Here is a 16910-nt window from a genome sequence, read left to right as displayed (position 1 = left end):
CCGGGTCAGCGGGGTGCGGCGGCCGCGAGGACCCGGTGCCGGTCCGCCGTCACCGCGACGAGCAGGTCCCGCTCCGACTCGGCGTGGGCCCGCAGGTCCGCCCGGCCGGTCGCGGCCTGCTGGCGGCGGAACGCCAGCGTGGTCGCGTCGCGCTGGAACCGGCGCATCGCCTCGCCGGCCGCCGGGCCGCCCGCCCGCGTCGCCCAGGCCACGGCCGTGCGCCGCCGCTGCAGGGACGCCAGCATCTCGACCTCGTGCGGGGCGAACCACCCGGCCGCGGCGTACTCGGCGAGCCGGCGCGCGATGACCACCGACTCCTGGCGCCGCAGCCAGAACGTCAGGCCCACGACGCCGGCGAACAGCGGCACCTGCACCGCCGCGAAGACGAGGAGGTACGCGCCGCCGGCGACCAGGCTGGTCGCGTTCCACAGCGCGTGCCCGACGGTCGCTCCCAACAGCCCCAGGGGGAACAGCCACCAGGCGGCGTGCCGGCCGCGGGAGCGGGCGGCCAGGCCGAGGGCGGCGCCCGTGCACGCCGTGAACAGCAGGTGCGCGAACGGCGTGGCCAGGCCGCGCAGCACGAACGTCTCGGCCAGGGCGTCCCCCGCCCGGCCGAAGTACAGGATGTTCTCGATGAACGCGAAGCCCGCCGCGACGACGCCCGCGTAGACGAGGCCGTCGACCACGCCGTCGAAGTAGCGGCGCCGGGCCAGGAACAGCACCAGCACGCCCGCGCCCTTGGCGAGCTCCTCGACCACGGGCGCCGACACGACCGCGGACGCCACGAGCCCGGCGTCGAGGCTGCCGGTCGCCTGCGCGACGGTGTACAGGGTGAGGTCGTTGACGACGATCGAGACGAGCACGGCGACGCCGGCGCCCCACAGCAGGCCGAACAGCAGCGCGCCGCGCGGCTCCGGCTCCCAGCGGTCGAGCCAGCGGATGCCGAGCAGCACCACCGTCAGCGGCACCACCGCGAGCACGGTGCCGACCACCCCGGCCCCGACGCCCACCTGGACGAGGACCATCGCGAGCGCACCGAGCGCCGCCACCGCGATCAGCGCGACCGCCAGCATCGCGAGCACGTCCCGCACCGTCGTCGTCCGCCGCGGCGGGACCCACCCCGCCGGGACGGCACCGGGTGGGACGTCGGGGCGGATCGTCTCGGTGCTGCTCACGCGCACACCCTAGGGCCCGCAAGGACGCCTGTCCCCGGTGACGCCCGGCGGGCGACCGTAGGGTGGCGCAGGTCCCGGCGCCCCGGCCGGGCCGAGGGAGAGGCAGGCATGGACGAGCACGAGGTGCGGCGCGCGATGCGCTCGCAGGAGCTGTACGACGACGAGGGGCCGGGGCTGGAGGCGCTCGTCGCCGAGCGGCAGCGCGCCAAGGAGCTGACGTGGCGCTTCAACATGACGAACCCGACGGACGTCGCCGCGCGCCAGGCGATCCTGCGTGAGCTCTTCGGCCCGATGGGCGAGCGCGTGTGGATCGAGGCGCCGCTGCAGGTGTCGTACGGGTACAACGTGTCGTTCGGCGACGACGTGTTCGTCAACGTCGGGTTCACGCTCGTCGACGACATCGAGGTGACGATCGGCTCGCGCGTGATGATCGCGCCGAACGTCACGATCAGCGTCACCGGTCACCCCGTGCACCCCGAGCTGCGCTCCGGCATGGCGCAGTTCTCCGCACCCGTGACCATCGAGGACGACGTCTGGCTGGGCGCCCACGTCGTGATCCTGCCGGGCGTGACCGTCGGTGCCGGGTCGATCGTCGGCGCGGGCAGCGTCGTGACGAAGGACGTGCCGCCCGGGGTCGTCGTCGGCGGGGTGCCGGCCCGCGTGCTGCGTCCGATCACCGACGCGGACCGCGAGTTCGTCTACCGCCGGCCGGGCACGCTGGCCTGACCCCCGCGCCGGACCCTCGCGACCGTGCGCTTCTCCCGGTCCGCGTCCGACGCCCGTCAGGCGCGGGCGCCGCGGGACCGCGCACGCGCCCGGCCGGGGCGGCGCTCCGGCGGGCGCGCGTGCGACCCGTCCGCCGCGCCCCCGCGGCCGGCCGGGTGCGCGGCGGGGCGGTGGTCCAGCTCGGCGTTCACGACGCCGCCCGTGAGGACGACGATCGCGGAGATCCACAGCCACAGCACGGCCGCCAGGATCGTGCCGAGCACCTGCGCGGCCACCTGGACGGTGCCCTCGCCGTCGACCTGCGGCGCCGTGGGCCCGGCGGTGCGCAGGTACCAGGCGAAGCCGGCCGCGACGACCAGCACCCCGAGCGACCCGACGACGGCGCCGGGCACCGCCCGGCGCCACGTCGTGCCCGGCTCGTGCTGCGGGCCGTACCGGTAGAGCACGGTGAGGTACGCCCCCGCGACGCCCACGGCGACGGGCCAGCGGACCGGCGCCCACACGGTGCCGAACGCGTCGCCCAGGCCCAGGCGGTCGGCGATCTGCTCGCCACCGCCCAGCAGCGGCCCCACGACGACCAGCACCAGCACCACCAGGAGCGTCACCACGGCGCCGAGCGCCAGCGCGACCCCCAGCACGCCCTGCGCCACGATCCCGCGGCGCTCCGGCACCGTGTACGCGTCGTCGAGCGCCCTGATCGCGGCCCGGAACATCCGGCTCGCCAGGAACAGCGTGAGCAGCAGGGAGCCCACGGCGACGCCCGTGCGCTCCTCGCGCAGCAGCCCCTGCACCAGGGGGACCAGGGCGTCCTGCGCGACGTCGTCCGCCAGGACGCCGGACACGGCGTCGACCACGCCGTCCTCGACCTGCGTGACCTGCTCGCGGCTGGTGAACCGCTCGAGGTAGCCCAGGCTCGCGCCCAGCGCCGAGGTCAGCGGCACCACCGACAGCAGGGCGTAGTACGTCATCTCGGCGGCGAGGCCCGTGACCCGGACGTCGATCACCCGGCGCACGCACCGCACGACGAACGGCAGGAGGTCGAGGCCGCGCACGCGCACCGGGTGCCGTCGAGCCCAGGCGTCCGCGCGGTCCAGCACCGTCGGCCGGTCGCGCTGCGGTACCCGGGCCCGAACCCGGGGGACGGCGCGCGCCGCCCCGAGCACGGCGGCCGGGGCCACGACGGCGGTGACGAGCAGGACGAGCCACGCCGGGGTGCGCCCCGGGACCACGGCTGCGGCGGCGCCCCACGCGGCGAGCGCCCCGGTGAGCGCCGTCAGCGTCGTCGTGGCGACCGCCAGGCGCGCGCTCGCGTCGTCCGACCGGCGGCACGCGACCGCGCCGAGCACCGCCAGCACGGCGACGGCGACGAGCAGCACGGGCACTCCGGGGATCGAGGGGGTCGCGGGCATCGTAGGCGGCCCCCGCAACCGCGGGGCTGCGTCGCACCGCCGTGGGGGGCGACGTAGCGTGACGCCCATGCGTGACACCCCCGGCACGACCCCGCAGGTGACCGCCGCGCACGGCCGCCCGCCCGGTGCCCCCGGCCTGGTCGCGCGCGGCCTGGTGGGGCTCGCGCTGCTGGCCGCTCCGGCGTGGGTCGTCGCGACGGCCGGCGACGTCGTCGCGCACCAGCACCGTGCCCTGACCGTGCTGCTCGTGGTGGCCGCCCTGGCGGGCGTGGCCGTGCTCGTGCGTGTCGTCGTCCTCGCGCGGCGCCGGTCCGCGCGCGCCGTGGCCCGCACCGCCGCGGCCCCCGCTGCGGGGACCAGCGGAGCCGTCGGGCGGCGGGGGCCCGCGTCCCGCGTGCTGGCCGCGAGCGGCGTCACGGTCGGGTACCTGGTCCTCGCCCTCCTCGCCGGCGCCGTCGTGTGGCTGCGGCCGTTCGCCGCGACGGACGACGCGCTGGCCCCCCTGCGCTCCGACGACCTCGTCGAGGTGCGGGAGGAGTCCGGCTGGTACGCGTTCGTCCCGCAGGGACCGACGTCGCCCACCGCCGGCCTCGTCTACTCCCCGGGTGCCCGGGTCGACGTGCGAGCGACCGCCGCGGTGCTGCGCCCGCTCGCCGAGGCGGGCTACCTGGTGGTCGCCCTCAAGGAGCCGCTGGGTGTGGCGCTCACGTCGTCCGCGCAGTCGGGGCAGGCGATCGCCGCGTACCCGGAGATCGACGACTGGGCCGTCGGCGGGCACTCGCTCGGCGGCGTCGTGGCGTCGACGTACGCCGCCGCGAACGACGACCTGGTGGACGGGCTGCTGCTGCACGCGTCGTACCCGATGGGCGACATCAGCGACGCCGACCTGCGCGTGGCCTCGGTGTCCGGCTCGCGCGACGGCCTGACGACCCCGGCGGACGTCGAGGCGTCGGTGGCGGACCTGCCCCGCGGCACGACGTTCACGGTGGTCGACGGGGCGGTGCACGCGTTCTTCGCGGACTACGGCCCGCAGCCCGGCGACGGTGAGCCGACCGTGACGCGCGCCCGGGCGCAGCAGGAGATCACCACGGCCGACCTCGCGCTGCTCGGGAGCCTCGGGGACTGAGGCGGGCCGGGCGCTCACGCGTCCGCGTACGACTCCACCACCGCCAGGTCCAGCGCGAACTCGACCGGCGCGGTGCCGAACAGCAGCCGCCCGGCCTCGTCGGCCGCGTCCCGCACGGCCTGCGCGACGGCCTCGGCGTCCGCCACGGGGGAGTGCACCACCACCTCGTCGTGCAGGAAGAACACGAGGTGCGCGCGACCGTCGCCGATCTCCCGCAGCCGGCGGCGCAGCGCCGCGAGCCAGCACAGCGCCCACTCCGCGGCCGTGCCCTGGACGACGAAGTTGCGTGTGAACCGGCCGCGGTCGCGGGCCCGGCGCCGGGCGTCGCGCACGTCGTCCGGGTCCGCGCCCTCGGCGCCCGCCGATCCCAGGCGGTCGAGGAAGGCGGCGCTCGCGGGCGGCGACGTGCGACCCAGCCACGTCGAGACGGGCTCACCGCGCTCACCGGCACGGGCGGCGGCCTCCACCAGCGCGACCGCCTGCGGGTACGCGCGCGTCAGCCGGGGCATGAGCATGCCCGCCGCGCCGGTGGTGGCGCCGTAGATCGCGCCGAGCAGGGCGTACTTGGCGTCCGTGCGGGTGGGCACCGTGCCCGCGTCGGCGATGCGCTGGTAGAGGTCGGACCCCCGGGCGGCCTCGGCCATCGCGCGGTCGCCGGACATCGCCGCGAGCACGCGCGGCTCGAGCTGGGAGGCGTCGGCGACGACCAGGCGCCACCCGTCGTCGGCGCGGGCCGCGGCACGCAGGGAGGCGGGCAGCTGCAGCGCCCCGCCGCCGTCGGTGGCCCAGCGCCCGGTGACGACGCCCCCGACGACGTACGTGGGCCGGAACCGCCCGTCGTGCACCCACGCGTCGAGCCAGGCCCAGCCGTTCGCGCTGAGCAGGCGCGACAGGCGCTTGTACTCCAGCAGCGGCTCGACGACGGGGTGGTCGAGCTCGCGGATCTCCCACTTGCTGGTGGAGCCCACCGAGAAGCCCTGCCGGCGCAGCGCCGCGAGCAGGTGGGGCTGCGAGTCGGGGTTGAGGCGGGGGTCGTCCAGCAGCTCGCGGATCCGGCCGACCAGCTCCTCCAGCCGGCGGGGACGCCCCCCGCCCACGGGCCGGGGGCCGACCATCGCCGTCAGGAGCTCGTCGTGGCGCACCGGGTCCCAGGGCAGGCCGTCGTGCTGCATCTCCGCGGCCAGCAGGGCGCCCGTGGACTCCGCGGCCAGCAGCAGCCGCAACCGGCCCGGTCGGGTGGACCCGGCGACCGCGGCGAGCTGGTCGCGCAGCTCCGCGAGCAGGTCGGGACCGTCGTCGGCGTCCGGCGCGTGCGGGGCGCCCGGCGCGTGCGGGGTGCCCGGGTGGGCGGCCGGCTGCCCGGCCGGCGTCGCCGCACCCGCTCCGGCCGCACCGGCGCCGGCCGCACCGGCGCCGGCCGGCCCCGTGCCGGCCGGCCCCGCCGCTGCCCGCGGCGTCGTGGGCGACCCTGCCGTGGGCGGCGCGTCGTCCGTGAGCTCGCGCAGCGCGTCGAGGAGGTCGGGCTCACGCGGCGCCTCCTCGTGCGGGGCCGGTGCGTCGAACGGGCCGGGAGGCGCGCTCTGGAGCCGCGACCCGGCCGCCGTCGCGGCGTGCCGCAGGATCGCGTGGCACAGCCGCAGGTCGTGGCAGCGCTCCACGCGCACGCCGGCGGCGATCAGCGCGGGGTACCAGCGGCGCGTGTCGTCCCACACCCAGCGTGGGCGGTCCTCGGCCTCGACCCCGGCGACCGCTGCCGGCAGCGCGTCGGCGTCGACCGCGCGCGACCCGATGACGGCCGCGTCGGCGTCCAGCGAGGTCAGCGTGACGGTGCGGCCGCGCGGGTCACGGGTGAGCAGGACGTACGCGGGCACGCCCCATCCTCGCGCGCCCCACCGACAGCAGCCTCACTGCTCGCGGCTGGACAGCACGCAGAACTCGTTGCCGTCGGGGTCCGCCAGGACGGTCCACGAGACGTCCGGCCCCTGCCCGACGTCCGCGAGGGTCGCCCCCAGGTCGAGCAGCCGGGCGATCTCGGCGTCGCGGTCGTCGGAGGTGTGCGGCGCGAGGTCCAGGTGCAACCGGTTCTTGGTCGACTTGTCGTGCTCGACCTGCACGAAGCACAGGCCGGGCGGCACCTGGTGGAAGGGGAGGGTGGGTGCGAGCTCGCGGGCCCACGGCGGCAGCACACCGGCCTCGTCGTCCGCATAGCGTGCGTAGTCCCAGCCCAGCGCGTCGGCCCACCACCGGGCCAGGGCGTGCGGGTCGCGGGACTCGATCACGGTCGTGTACCAGCGCAGCGGCATCGGTGCTCCTCGGACGTGCTCCTCGGACGTGCTCCCGGTCGGGTGCGCCCGACGCTACCGGTGCCCGCCGACACCCGCCGGGTCAGCGGGCGAGGGCCGTCCGGACCGCCTCACCGGGCACCGCGAGCAGCGCGCTGCCGTCCGCACCGTCGAGCGTCACCACCAGGTCGGCGGTCTCGGGGTCGACGACCACCTCGATGGCGTCGTCCCCCCGCACCACGCCGGGCGTCGCCAGGGCCGCGGCGACGACCTCGCACGGCCACGTCCAGCGGGTCACCCCGCCGAGCTGCAGGAAGTGCACGACCAGGTCGGGTCCTTCGCGGTGGACCGTCGTGGCCACCGTCGCGGACGTGTGCACCAGCACGCAGTCCGCCGAGGTCAGTACCGGGACGGCACCCGTCTCGCCCATGTCGTCACCCTCTCGCTGCTCGTCCCCCGACGCCCGGGCCCCTGCACCCGGGTCGACCGCGGGCCGGGCCGCGCCGGTTCGGACGGTAGCCGGGCCCACCGACACAGGGGGGTGGATCGCGGGGTGAGATACCGGGCGATCGGGTGACGCGGTCCGGAGTGCCGACCCGCGCGGCCCGGCCGGGGCCGCGCGACCCGTCGACGGCGGGCGCGCGACCCCGTCACGGGCGGTTACCGCACCCGGCCCGACCTGCGTTAGCGTCGTGCGGCCGGTCGCAACGCTCCGAACGTCACAGAGGACCCTTCGTGGACACGCTCCCGTACCAGGACCCGTCGCTGCCCGTCCCGGCGCGCGTCGCCGACCTGCTGAGCCGCATGACGCTGCCCGAGAAGGCGGGGCAGATGCTGCAGCTCGACGCCCAGCCGGGCGTGGAGGACCTCGTCCTGGAGAAGCACGTCGGGTCGATCCTGCACGCGTCGCCGCAGCGCGTGCTCGAGGCCCTGGACGCGGTCGAGCGCACGCGGTTGCGCATCCCGCTCCTCGTCGCCGACGACGCGATCCACGGCTACTCCTTCTGGCGGGGCGCGACGATCTTCCCCACCCAGCTCGGCGTCGCCGCGTCCTGGGACCCGGCGGCGGCCGAGGCGATGGCGCGGGTGACGGCCGTCGAGGTGTCGGCCACGGGCCTGCACTGGACGTTCTCGCCGGTCGTCTGCATCACGCGCGACCTGCGCTGGGGCCGGGTCGACGAGACGTTCGGCGAGGACCCGTTCCTGCTGGGTGAGCTCGCGGCCGCGATGGTGCGCGGCTACCAGGGTGACGGCCTGGACGACCCGACCGCGGTGCTCGCGTGCGCCAAGCACTTCGCCGGGTACTCCGAGACGCAGGGCGGGCGCGACGCGTCCGAGGCCGACATCTCGCGCCGCAAGCTCCGCTCGTGGTTCCTGCCGCCGTTCGAGCGCGTCGCCCGCGAGGGCGCCCGCACGTTCATGATCGGCTACCAGTCCACCGACGGGGTCCCGATCGTCGTCAACAAGTGGCTCCTGCAGGACGTGCTGCGCGGCGAGTGGGGCTGGACCGGCACCCTCGTCACGGACTGGGACAACGTCGGGCGCATGGTCTGGGAGCAGAAGATCGCCCCGGACCACGAGCACGCCGCCGCGAACGCCGTGGACGCCGGCAACGACATGGTCATGACGACCCCCGGGTTCTTCGAGGGCGTGCAGAAGGCGGTCGCCAACGGCCTGGTCGACGAGGCGCAGCTCGACGCCGCCGTCGCGCGCATCCTCACCGTGAAGTTCGAGCTGGGCCTCTTCGAGGACCCGCGGCGGCCCGACCCGGTGCGGCAGGCCGAGGTCATCGGGTCGGACGACCACCAGGACATCAACCTGCAGGTGACGCGCCGCTCGCTGGTGCTGCTGCAGAACTCCGGCGTGCTGCCGCTGGGTGGTGGCCTCGTGTCGCGGCTGGACGGGCACGCCACGGCCCCGGACGGCGCCGCCCCGGCGCCGCTGCGGCTCGCGGTGGTCGGCCCCAACGCGGACGACGTTGACGCCCAGCTGGGCGACTGGGCCGGTCGCTCCGGCCAGGTCGACTGGATGCGCGAGGAGGGTCACCCGCGCGAGATGACCGAGACCGTGCTGGACGGTCTGCGCGGTCTGCTGCCCGAGACGTGGGAGCTCACGTACGCGAAGGGCGCCGAGATCGGCACCCTCGGGCCCGACCCGGAGGGCGAGTTCTACCCCGACGGGCAGCCCAAGATGCCGATCCTGCACGCGGCCGCACCGGACGCGGCGATGATCGCCGAGGCGGTCGCCGCGGCGCGGGCGTCCGACCACGTGGTCGCCGTCGTCGGCGACACCATCGGCCTCATGGGCGAGACGCGGTCCACCGCGACGCTCGAGCTGGTGGGCGGGCAGGTCGCCCTGCTCGACGCGCTGGCCGCGACCGGCACGCCGATGACGGTGGTCCTCATCGCGTCCAAGCCGCTGGTGCTGCCGGAGTCGGCCCTGGGCGCCGACGCGATCGTGTGGGCCGCCAACCCCGGCATGCGTGGCGGGCGCGCGATCGCCGAGCTGCTGCTCGGCACCATCGAGCCGGCCGGTCGGCTGCCGCTGACCTTCCCGCGGCACGTCGGCCAGCAGCCCGTCTACTACAACGGGCTGCGCGGTCAGCACGGCACCCGGTACGCCGACCTCACGCAGGACCCGGCGTTCGCGTTCGGCGAGGGCCTGTCGTACTCGACGGTGGAGTACACCGACCTCACGGTGGCCACGCCGGTGCTCGGCCGCGACGACGTGGTCCGCGCGCGGGTCACGCTGACGAACACCGGCACGCGCCCGTCGCACGAGGTCGTGCAGGTCTACGTCAGCGACCTCGTGACGTCGCTGACCTGGGCGGACAAGGAGCTCAAGGCGTACCGGCACGTCGACGTCGCACCGGGGGAGTCCGTCGTGGTCGACGTCGAGGTGCCCGTGGCCGACTGCACGATCGTCGACTCCGAGGGCCGTCGCGTCGTCGAGCCGGGGGAGTTCGAGCTGCTCGTCGGCCGCTCCTCGCGGGACCGCGACCTGCTGCGCGCGGGCTTCGCCGTCACCGGCTGAGCCGGCGCCGCGGGCTCAGCGCGGGTCGGGTGCCGCGGCCCCGGCCGTGCTGGCCCGCACGACGAGCTCCGGCTGGAAGAGCACGCGCTGGTGCTCGACGCCGCGGCCCGCCGCGGCCTCCCGCAGCAGCAGGTCCGCGGCCGTCCAGCCGAGGGTGTGGGTCGGCTGCCGGACCGAGGTCAGCGGCACGGGCAGCAGGCCGAGCACGGGGATGTCGTCGTACCCGACGACGGCCATCTGCTCGGGCACGGCGACGCCGGCGCGCCGCAGGGCGCGCAGCGCGCCGAGCGCCAGGAGGTCGTTGGTGCAGAACGTCGCGGTCGGTCGGCGGGCGGGGCCGAGCGCCAGCAGCTCGGTCATCGCCGCGTCGCCCGCGTCCGCGGTCATGGCGGGCACGGTCACCTCGGCGAGCACCTTGCCCGGGTCCAGGCCGGCGGCGGTGAGCGCCGCGACGGTGCCGGCGCGGCGGTCGGCGCACGGCCGCACGTCGCCCGGGCCGTTGACGAGCCCGATGCGGCGGTGCCCCAGCGCCAGGAGGTGCTCGGTGGCCAGCGCGCCGCCCCGTACGTCGTCGACGCCCACGCTCGAGATCTCGGTGACGTCCGCCGACGCGTCCAGGAGGACGACCTGCATGCCGCGGTCCCGCACCGCCAGCACCTGGTCGATCGAGGCGCGCGCCGGGCTGACGAGGATGCCCTGCACGCCGTGCTCCTCGTGCAGCCGCAGGTAGCGGGCCTCACGCTCGGTGTCCGCGTCCGACGACGAGAGGACGAGCGTGTAGTCCTCCGGGGCGATCCGGTCCTCGACGCCGCGAGCGATCCCCGTGAAGAAGGGGTTGGCGAGGTCGAGGACCAGCACCCCCAGCATGTTCGCCGAACCCACCCGCAGCTGGCGCGCCGACGCGTTGCGGACGAACCCGAGGTCCTCGATGACCGCCTGGACGCGGTCGCGTGTCGACGAGGCCACGTGGTCGGGGCGGTTGAGGACGTTGGACACCGTCCCGACGGACACCCCTGCGCGCCGCGCGACGTCGGTGATCGACGGTCGTCGCGGTCGGTCGCCGCTCGTCGTCATCGACGACCCCCCCGCCCGTCTGCGACCGCCGTCGGTGGCCGGTCCGCCGCCCGATGCTAACCCCCGAAAGCGGTCCCGGCTGGTGGAAACGGGGTCAAAACGGCGCGCCCGCCCGACGGGGTCTGCGGGAGGGCCGCGCGGAGGGCGGCGCGCGCGGCGGCGAGGCCCTCCGCGAAACGATTCGCCGTCGCGCAAGCCCTTCGACTCCGGTGGCCCGCGTGGGATTGTGAACGTACACAACGGCTGGAACGGGACCCTGCACCACCCGGCCGTGCGGCGGGCCGACGGCGTCCACCCGCGCGGTCGGCACCGGACGCACCAGGCCTGCACCCGCACACGGGTGGGACCGCCGTGCCCTCCGAGGTGCCCGGTACGGCCGCGATCCCCGCCGTCCGGCGGGCCGCAGAGAGGGTGACGCATGACGAACACGACGCGACCAGGGCGGCGGGTGCTGGTCGCCGCGACCGCGGCCGCCGCCATCACCATCACCGGGGTCCTCACCACGCTGCCGGCGCAGGCCGCCGAGAGCACGCTCGGCGCGGCCGCCCAGCAGAGCGGGCGCTACTACGGTGTGGCCATCGCCGCCGGCCGCATGAACGACTCCACCTACATGGGGATCGTCGACCGTGAGTTCAGCTCGATCGTGGCCGAGAACGAGATGAAGATGGACGCCACGGAGCCGAACCGCAACCAGTTCAGCTTCACCAACGGCGACCGGATCGTCAGCTACGCGCTCGGCAAGGGCAAGCAGGTCCGCGGCCACACGCTGGCCTGGCACCAGCAGCAGCCCGGCTGGATGCAGAGCCTGTCCGGCCAGACGCTGCGTGACGCGCTGATCAACCACGTCACGCAGGTCGCGTCGCACTACCGCGGCAAGATCCACAGCTGGGACGTGGTCAACGAGGCGTTCGCGGACGACGGGCGCGGCTCGCGGCGTGACTCGAACCTGCAGCGCACGGGCAACGACTGGATCGAGGCCGCGTTCCGTGCCGCTCGTGCCGCGGACCCGGGCGCCAAGCTCTGCTACAACGACTACAACACCGACGGCGTCAACGCGAAGTCCACCGGCGTCTACAACATGGTCCGGGACTTCAAGTCCCGCGGCGTGCCGATCGACTGCGTGGGGTTCCAGTCGCACCTGGGCACGAGCGTGCCGAGCGACTACCAGGCCAACCTGCAGCGCTTCGCCGACCTGGGCGTCGACGTGCAGATCACCGAGCTCGACATCGAGCAGGGCTCGAACCAGGCCAACGCCTACCGGCAGGTCACCGAGGCGTGCCTGGCGGTCTCGCGCTGCACCGGCATCACCGTGTGGGGCGTGCGCGACTCGGACTCCTGGCGCACCGGGGCCAACCCGCTGCTGTTCGACTCCTCGGGCAACAAGAAGGCCGCCTACACCTCGGTGCTCAACGCGCTGAACGCAGCCGCACCCACGACCCCGCCGCCGACGACCCCGCCGCCGACGACGCCTCCGCCGACGACGCCTCCGCCCACCACCCCGCCGCCCACCACCCCGCCGCCGGACCCCGGCACCGGGACGTGCAGCGTGGTCTACACGGTCACCGCGCAGTGGCCCGGCGGCTTCACGGCCGACGTGCGCATCACCAACCGCGGTGCCGCGCTCAACGGCTGGACCCTCGGGTTCACGTTCCCCGGCAGCCAGTCGGTGCAGCAGGCGTGGAGCGGTGTGGCCACGCAGAACGGCAACCAGGTGACCATCAGGAACGCCGACTACAACGCGTCGGTGCCCAGCGGTGGGACCGTGCAGCTCGGCTTCAACGGCGTGTTCTCCGGCAGCAGCAACCCGGTGCCCACGGCGTTCACGCTCAACGGTGCCGGCTGCAACGGTGCGGTGACCCCGACCCAGCAGCCGACCGCGTCGCCCACGGTGAACCCCACCACGCCGCCGCCCACGACGCCGCCGCCGACCACCCCGCCGCCCACCACCCCGCCGCCCACCACCCCGCCGCCGGCCACGTGCACGCTGCCGTCGACGTACCGCTGGTCGTCCTCCGGTGCGCTCGCCCAGCCGCGCTCGGGCTGGGTCTCGCTGAAGGACTTCACGGTCGCGCCGGTCAACGGCCAGCAGCTCGTGTACGCCACGACGCACGACACGGGCACGCGCTGGGGCTCGATGAACTTCGGGCTGTTCTCCAGCTGGTCGCAGATGGGCTCGGCGAGCCAGAACGCGATGCCGTTCAGCGCGGTCGCGCCGTCGCTGTTCTACTTCGCGCCCAAGAACGTCTGGGTGCTGGCCTACCAGTGGGGCGGTCCGGCGTTCTCCTACCGGACGTCGACCAACCCGACGGACGTGAACAGCTGGGGTCCGCACCAGGACCTGTTCACCGGCTCGATCAGCAACTCGGGGACCGGTCCGATCGACCAGGCGCTCATCGGTGACGACAGGAACATGTACCTGTTCTTCGCCGGCGACAACGGCCGCATCTACCGGGCCAGCATGCCGATCGGGAACTTCCCCGGCAGCTTCGGGTCGAGCTACGAGACGATCATGACCGACTCGACGAACAACCTGTTCGAGGCCGTGCAGGTCTACAAGCTCGCCGGCCAGCAGCGGTACCTCATGATCGTCGAGGCCATCGGCAGCCAGGGCCGCTACTTCCGGTCCTTCACCGCCACCAGCCTGGACGGGCAGTGGACCCCGCAGGCGGCCACCGAGTCGAACCCGTTCGCGGGCAAGGCCAACAGCGGCGCGACGTGGACGAACGACATCAGCCACGGTGAGCTGCTGCGCACCAGCGCGGACCAGACCATGACGGTCGACCCGTGCAACCTGCAGCTGCTCTACCAGGGTCGCAGCCCCAGCTCGGGCGGCGACTACGGGCTGCTGCCGTACCGTCCGGGGCTGCTCACGCTGCAGCGGTAGCCGGGACGGTCCCACCGGCAACCGGTCCGCACCGTCGCCCGCGGGGGCGGCGGTGCGGACCTCGTGGCCCGGGCTCGGAGCCGGGGAGGGCCGGGCGGCAGGGGCCGCCCGGCCCGCTCCGTGCGGGATCCCGACCGGTCGCCTGTCGCGCGCCGGTCAGGCGGACCGCGCCGGTCAGGCGGGCGGCCGGCCGCCCGTCAGCTCGGGCAGCGACGCCGCGACGGCCTGCGTGTCCGGGTGCTGCGGGTCGCGCAGGACGTCGCGCAACGGGCCGGACTCGACGAACGTGCCGTCGGCGAGCACCAGCACCCGGTCGGTCAGGCGGTCGAGCAGCCGCACGTCGTGCGACGCGACCAGCAGCCCGATGCCGTCGGCGCGGACCAGGGCGCGGATGTCGTCGGCGATCTCCTCGCGCATCGACTGGTCGACGGCCGTGAGCGGCTCGTCGAGCAGCAGCAGGTCGGGCCGGGTGGCCAGGGCTCGTGCGATCGCGACGCGCTGCCGCTCCCCGCCGGACAGCGTGCCGACGCGCCGCGTGACGAACCGGATCGGCAGGCCCACGACGGCCAGCGCCGCCTCGACGTCGTTGTTCGTGGTGCGACCGGCCTTCCGGGCCTCCTTGAACGCGTCGAGGATCGTCTCCTCGACCGTGCGCTGCGTGTCGATCCCGGCCAGGCCGTTCTGGTGGACCGTGCGCAGGCGCGCCTTGACCTCCTTGCGCCGTCGGCGCGGGGTCTTGCCGACCGGCACGCCGTCGAGGGTCACGTGTCCCTGGCTCGCGCGCATGCCGCCGCCCAGGATCTCGACGAGCGTGGACTTGCCGACGCCCGAGCGTCCGAGCACGCCCAGGGCGTCGCCCGGGCGCAGGGTGAGGGAGACGCCCGCCAGCACGGGCGGGCCGCCGTACCCGGCCCAGACGTCGGTGGCCTCGAGGACTGCGGGGGTGCTGCTCATGCGTCGGTGCTCGTCTCGTCTCGTCGTGGCGCCGTTCTGGCGCGCCTGCTGGTCCCAACGTACGGCCCCGGCGGATCGATCCCGCCCCCGCCGGGCGCACGGCGACGTCCGCCGCGCGGTCGGCGACGTCGGAGGCCAGCAGGCGACGAGGGCTGCCGCGGGCCCGACCGGCCGCGGTCACCCGTGGTGGTGGGCGTCCTCGCCGGCGTCGTCGCCGCCGGCGTCGTCCCCGCCGCGGGGCGGTTGCCCGCCCGTCGCGTCGTCCGGGTCCACGACCACGAGCTGGCCCATCATGCCCTGGTCCTCGTGCAGCAGCAGGTGGCAGTGGAACATGTAGGGCGTGTCGGGGTCCGCGTAGTCCTCGAACCGCATGATCAGGCGGTACGTGCGGTTCGGTGCCAGGTAGACGGTGTCCTTCGCGCCCGCGAGCGCCGCCGGCGGGGCCTCGCCGTCGATGTCGAGGACCCGCATCTGCACGTCGTGCACGTGCAGGCTGTGCGGGAACGCGTTGCGGTTGCGGACCTCCCACACCTCCGTCGTGCCCAGCTCGGCGGTGACGTCGACGCGGTCCATGTCCATGCGGCGGCCGTTGATCGAGCGGTCCTCCAGCTCGAAGGTGCGCGTCACGTCCGCGTCCGCGGCGGACATCGGCTCCAGGGTCGTCAGCGTCGGCGCCACCTCGGGCGACGGGGCCAGGTCGGGCGCGGCGCGCAGCTCCAGGACGTCGAAGGTGTCCTGGGCGCCCATCGCGAAGCCCGCGACGACGCGCCCCAGGTCCGGCGGGAACGAGCGCAGCCGGACCCTCTCGCCCGGCGACGCCGTGACGACGACCTCCGCCCGCTCGCCCGGTGACAGCTGGACGCGGGTCGTGGGCAGCGGCTCGGTGAGCAGCCCGCCGTCGGACGCGACCTGCAGGAACCGGCGGTCGTCCGCGAACCCGAACGCGTACGTGCGCGCCGTCGACCCGTTGAGCAGCCGCAGGCGCACGCGCTGCGTCGTCACCGGCAGGTGGGCGCCGCGCACGCCGTTCGTCGTCACCAGCGAGCCGAGGACCCCGAGCTCACCGCCGGACATGTCGAGCGACCCGTCGCGGTCGACGTTCCGGTCCTGCACGACCACCGGCACGTCGTCGACGCCGTACTCCGTCGGCAGGCCGACGTCCGGTGCGGCGGGGTCGTCGAGCAGGAAGAACCCGGCCAGCCCGCGGTAGACGTGCTCCTGCGTCTGGCCGTGCGGGTGCGGGTGGTACCAGAGGGTCGCGGCGGGCTGGTCGATGCGCCAGGTCGGGCGCCACGTGGCGCCCGGCTCGACGCTCTGGTGGGGGCCGCCGTCCATCGCGGCGGGCAGGTGCATGCCGTGCCAGTGCACGCTCGTCGTCTCGGGCAGGTCGTTGCGGACCTCGACGGCGACCTTCTCGCCGCGTGCCGCCCGCAGGGTGGGGCCCAGCAGGTCGCCGTCGAACCCCCAGGTGGGGGTGTCGACGCCGGGGGTGAACTGGGTCGAGCCCTCCTGCGCGGTCAGCCGGAAGGTGCGGGTGCCGTCCGCCGCGACGCGCGACGGCGCGAGCGGGGGGACGGGCAGCGGGACGTCGAACGTCTCCGGCACGTCGACCGCCGAGACGGACACCTCGCTGCAGGCGCTCACGCCCGCGGCCACGAGGAGGGCGGCCCCTGCGCTCGCGACGAGCCGCAGCGCACCTCGGGGGCGCCTCACGGCCGTCGCCCCCGGATCTGCTGCAGCCCGCTGCCGAGCAGCCCGAGGCCGGTACCGAGCAGCGTCGACCACCCGATCTCGAAGACGGCGGCCACGGCGTGCAGGCCCGGCGACACCTCGCCGGCGCCGGACACGAGCGACACCGTCATGAGGACGGCGCCGTACGCGAGGCCCGCGAGGGTGCCCGTGAGGACGGGCCGGGGGATGTCGCGCAGGCCGAGGACGGCGACCCAGATGGCCACCGTGACGGGCAGGACGATCGCCGGGACCACCTGGTCGGGCGCGTTGGTGACCCCGATCGCGGGGAAGAGCAGGACGGTCGCGGCGAGCGCGGCGACCACGCGGCCACGCACCCGTCGGCGCGCGGTGAGAGGGACGGACTGGCTGGTCATCGGTGTGTTCTCCATGCCTCCCGACGCTAGGCAGCCGGGGTCCGCGGGGAATCCGGCAGGTGTCGTCCGTGTCGCTCGTCCGTCGTCGACTGCGGGTGTCGTCAGGAGGCGACCCGGGGGAGTCGACATGCCGGGGATGTCC

At 75.3% G+C, this 16910-nt stretch carries 13 protein-coding genes; 4 read left to right on the top strand and 9 right to left on the bottom strand.

The features are described from left to right. Window positions 1-5 precede the first annotated feature (5 nt). Entirely contained in the window at window positions 6-1175 is a 1170-nt protein-coding gene (locus KG103_RS15440) for a PrsW family intramembrane metalloprotease (protein ID WP_207339394.1), read from the bottom strand. Window positions 1176-1283: 108 nt separating this feature from the next. Here KG103_RS15440 and KG103_RS15435 point away from each other — a divergent pair, with 108 nt between their 5' ends. Beyond that, on the top strand, window positions 1284-1901 hold the full coding sequence (locus KG103_RS15435) for a sugar O-acetyltransferase (RefSeq protein WP_207339393.1): 618 nt from the start codon (window positions 1284-1286) through the stop codon (window positions 1899-1901). A 56-nt stretch (window positions 1902-1957) separates the two neighbouring features. Here KG103_RS15435 and KG103_RS15430 read toward each other — a convergent pair whose 3' ends face one another. Continuing rightward, window positions 1958-3310 (bottom strand): YihY/virulence factor BrkB family protein, encoded by a 1353-nt coding sequence (locus tag KG103_RS15430; RefSeq protein ID WP_207339392.1) that lies wholly within the window; start codon window positions 3308-3310, stop codon window positions 1958-1960. A gap of 67 nt (window positions 3311-3377) precedes the next feature. Between KG103_RS15430 and KG103_RS15425 the strand changes: the two genes are divergently transcribed. After that, window positions 3378-4436, top strand: coding sequence for an alpha/beta hydrolase (locus KG103_RS15425; protein WP_207339391.1), 1059 nt, complete (start codon window positions 3378-3380; stop codon window positions 4434-4436). A 14-nt stretch (window positions 4437-4450) separates the two neighbouring features. On the opposite strand, the gene KG103_RS15420 is transcribed toward KG103_RS15425, so the two are convergent. From KG103_RS15420 to KG103_RS15410, 3 genes are all read right to left on the bottom strand, one after another. Next, complete coding sequence (locus KG103_RS15420) at window positions 4451-6307, bottom strand: bifunctional 3'-5' exonuclease/DNA polymerase (protein WP_207339390.1); 1857 nt, start codon at window positions 6305-6307, stop codon at window positions 4451-4453. 33 nt (window positions 6308-6340) lie between these two features. Further along, a complete protein-coding gene (locus KG103_RS15415) occupies window positions 6341-6739 on the bottom strand; it encodes a VOC family protein (protein WP_207339389.1) in 399 nt (132 codons plus the stop codon). A gap of 82 nt (window positions 6740-6821) precedes the next feature. Then, window positions 6822-7148 carry a hypothetical protein gene (locus tag KG103_RS15410; protein ID WP_207339388.1) on the bottom strand — a complete coding sequence of 109 codons (327 nt, stop codon included), beginning with the start codon at window positions 7146-7148 and terminating at the stop codon, window positions 6822-6824. Between the two features lie 305 nt (window positions 7149-7453). On the opposite strand from KG103_RS15410, the gene KG103_RS15405 reads away from it, so the two are divergent. Continuing rightward, window positions 7454-9751, top strand: a complete 2298-nt coding sequence (locus KG103_RS15405) for an exo-beta-d-1,3/1,6-glucosidase (protein WP_207339387.1) — start codon at window positions 7454-7456, stop codon at window positions 9749-9751. Window positions 9752-9766: 15 nt separating this feature from the next. Here KG103_RS15405 and KG103_RS15400 read toward each other — a convergent pair whose 3' ends face one another. Continuing rightward, window positions 9767-10825, bottom strand: a complete 1059-nt coding sequence (locus KG103_RS15400; protein WP_207339386.1) for a LacI family DNA-binding transcriptional regulator — start codon at window positions 10823-10825, stop codon at window positions 9767-9769. A 418-nt stretch (window positions 10826-11243) separates the two neighbouring features. Between KG103_RS15400 and KG103_RS15395 the strand changes: the two genes are divergently transcribed. Continuing rightward, entirely contained in the window at window positions 11244-13709 is a 2466-nt protein-coding gene (locus KG103_RS15395) for a non-reducing end alpha-L-arabinofuranosidase family hydrolase (RefSeq protein WP_207339385.1), read from the top strand. 174 nt (window positions 13710-13883) lie between these two features. Here KG103_RS15395 and KG103_RS15390 read toward each other — a convergent pair whose 3' ends face one another. The 3 genes from KG103_RS15390 to KG103_RS15380 all read right to left on the bottom strand — a co-directional run bounded on the left by KG103_RS15390 (window position 13884) and on the right by KG103_RS15380 (window position 16783). Next, complete coding sequence (locus KG103_RS15390; protein WP_207339384.1) at window positions 13884-14663, bottom strand: ATP-binding cassette domain-containing protein; 780 nt, start codon at window positions 14661-14663, stop codon at window positions 13884-13886. A gap of 177 nt (window positions 14664-14840) precedes the next feature. Beyond that, window positions 14841-16376: a multicopper oxidase family protein gene (locus KG103_RS15385; protein WP_207339383.1), complete on the bottom strand. Its 1536-nt coding sequence runs from the start codon at window positions 16374-16376 to the stop codon at window positions 14841-14843. Beyond that, a complete protein-coding gene (locus tag KG103_RS15380) occupies window positions 16373-16783 on the bottom strand; it encodes a hypothetical protein (protein ID WP_207339382.1) in 411 nt (136 codons plus the stop codon). The genes KG103_RS15385 and KG103_RS15380 overlap by 4 nt, the downstream gene beginning before the upstream one ends. Window positions 16784-16910: the final 127 nt, after the last annotated feature.

Origin of the sequence: Cellulomonas wangleii, from assembly GCF_018388445.1 — a bacterium.
GTDB lineage: Bacteria > Actinomycetota > Actinomycetes > Actinomycetales > Cellulomonadaceae > Cellulomonas > Cellulomonas wangleii.
Note: the sequence above shows the minus strand (reverse complement) of the source record. Positions and strands in the feature narration are given on the sequence as shown.

Bases quoted from the DNA above. Each gene is read 5' to 3' on its own strand.
- KG103_RS15415 (WP_207339389.1), bottom strand. From the start codon at position 6,739: ATGCCGCTGCGCTGGTACACGACCGTGATCGAGTCCCGCGACCCGCAC.
- KG103_RS15435 (WP_207339393.1), top strand. From the start codon at position 1,284: ATGGACGAGCACGAGGTGCGGCGCGCGATGCGCTCGCAGGAGCTGTAC.
- KG103_RS15410 (WP_207339388.1), bottom strand. From the start codon at position 7,148: ATGGGCGAGACGGGTGCCGTCCCGGTACTGACCTCGGCGGACTGCGTG.
- KG103_RS15400 (WP_207339386.1), bottom strand. From the start codon at position 10,825: ATGACGACGAGCGGCGACCGACCGCGACGACCGTCGATCACCGACGTC.
- KG103_RS15425 (WP_207339391.1), top strand. From the start codon at position 3,378: ATGCGTGACACCCCCGGCACGACCCCGCAGGTGACCGCCGCGCACGGC.
- KG103_RS15390 (WP_207339384.1), bottom strand. From the start codon at position 14,663: ATGAGCAGCACCCCCGCAGTCCTCGAGGCCACCGACGTCTGGGCCGGG.
- KG103_RS15380 (WP_207339382.1), bottom strand. From the start codon at position 16,783: ATGGAGAACACACCGATGACCAGCCAGTCCGTCCCTCTCACCGCGCGC.
- KG103_RS15395 (WP_207339385.1), top strand. From the start codon at position 11,244: ATGACGAACACGACGCGACCAGGGCGGCGGGTGCTGGTCGCCGCGACC.
- KG103_RS15430 (WP_207339392.1), bottom strand. From the start codon at position 3,310: ATGCCCGCGACCCCCTCGATCCCCGGAGTGCCCGTGCTGCTCGTCGCC.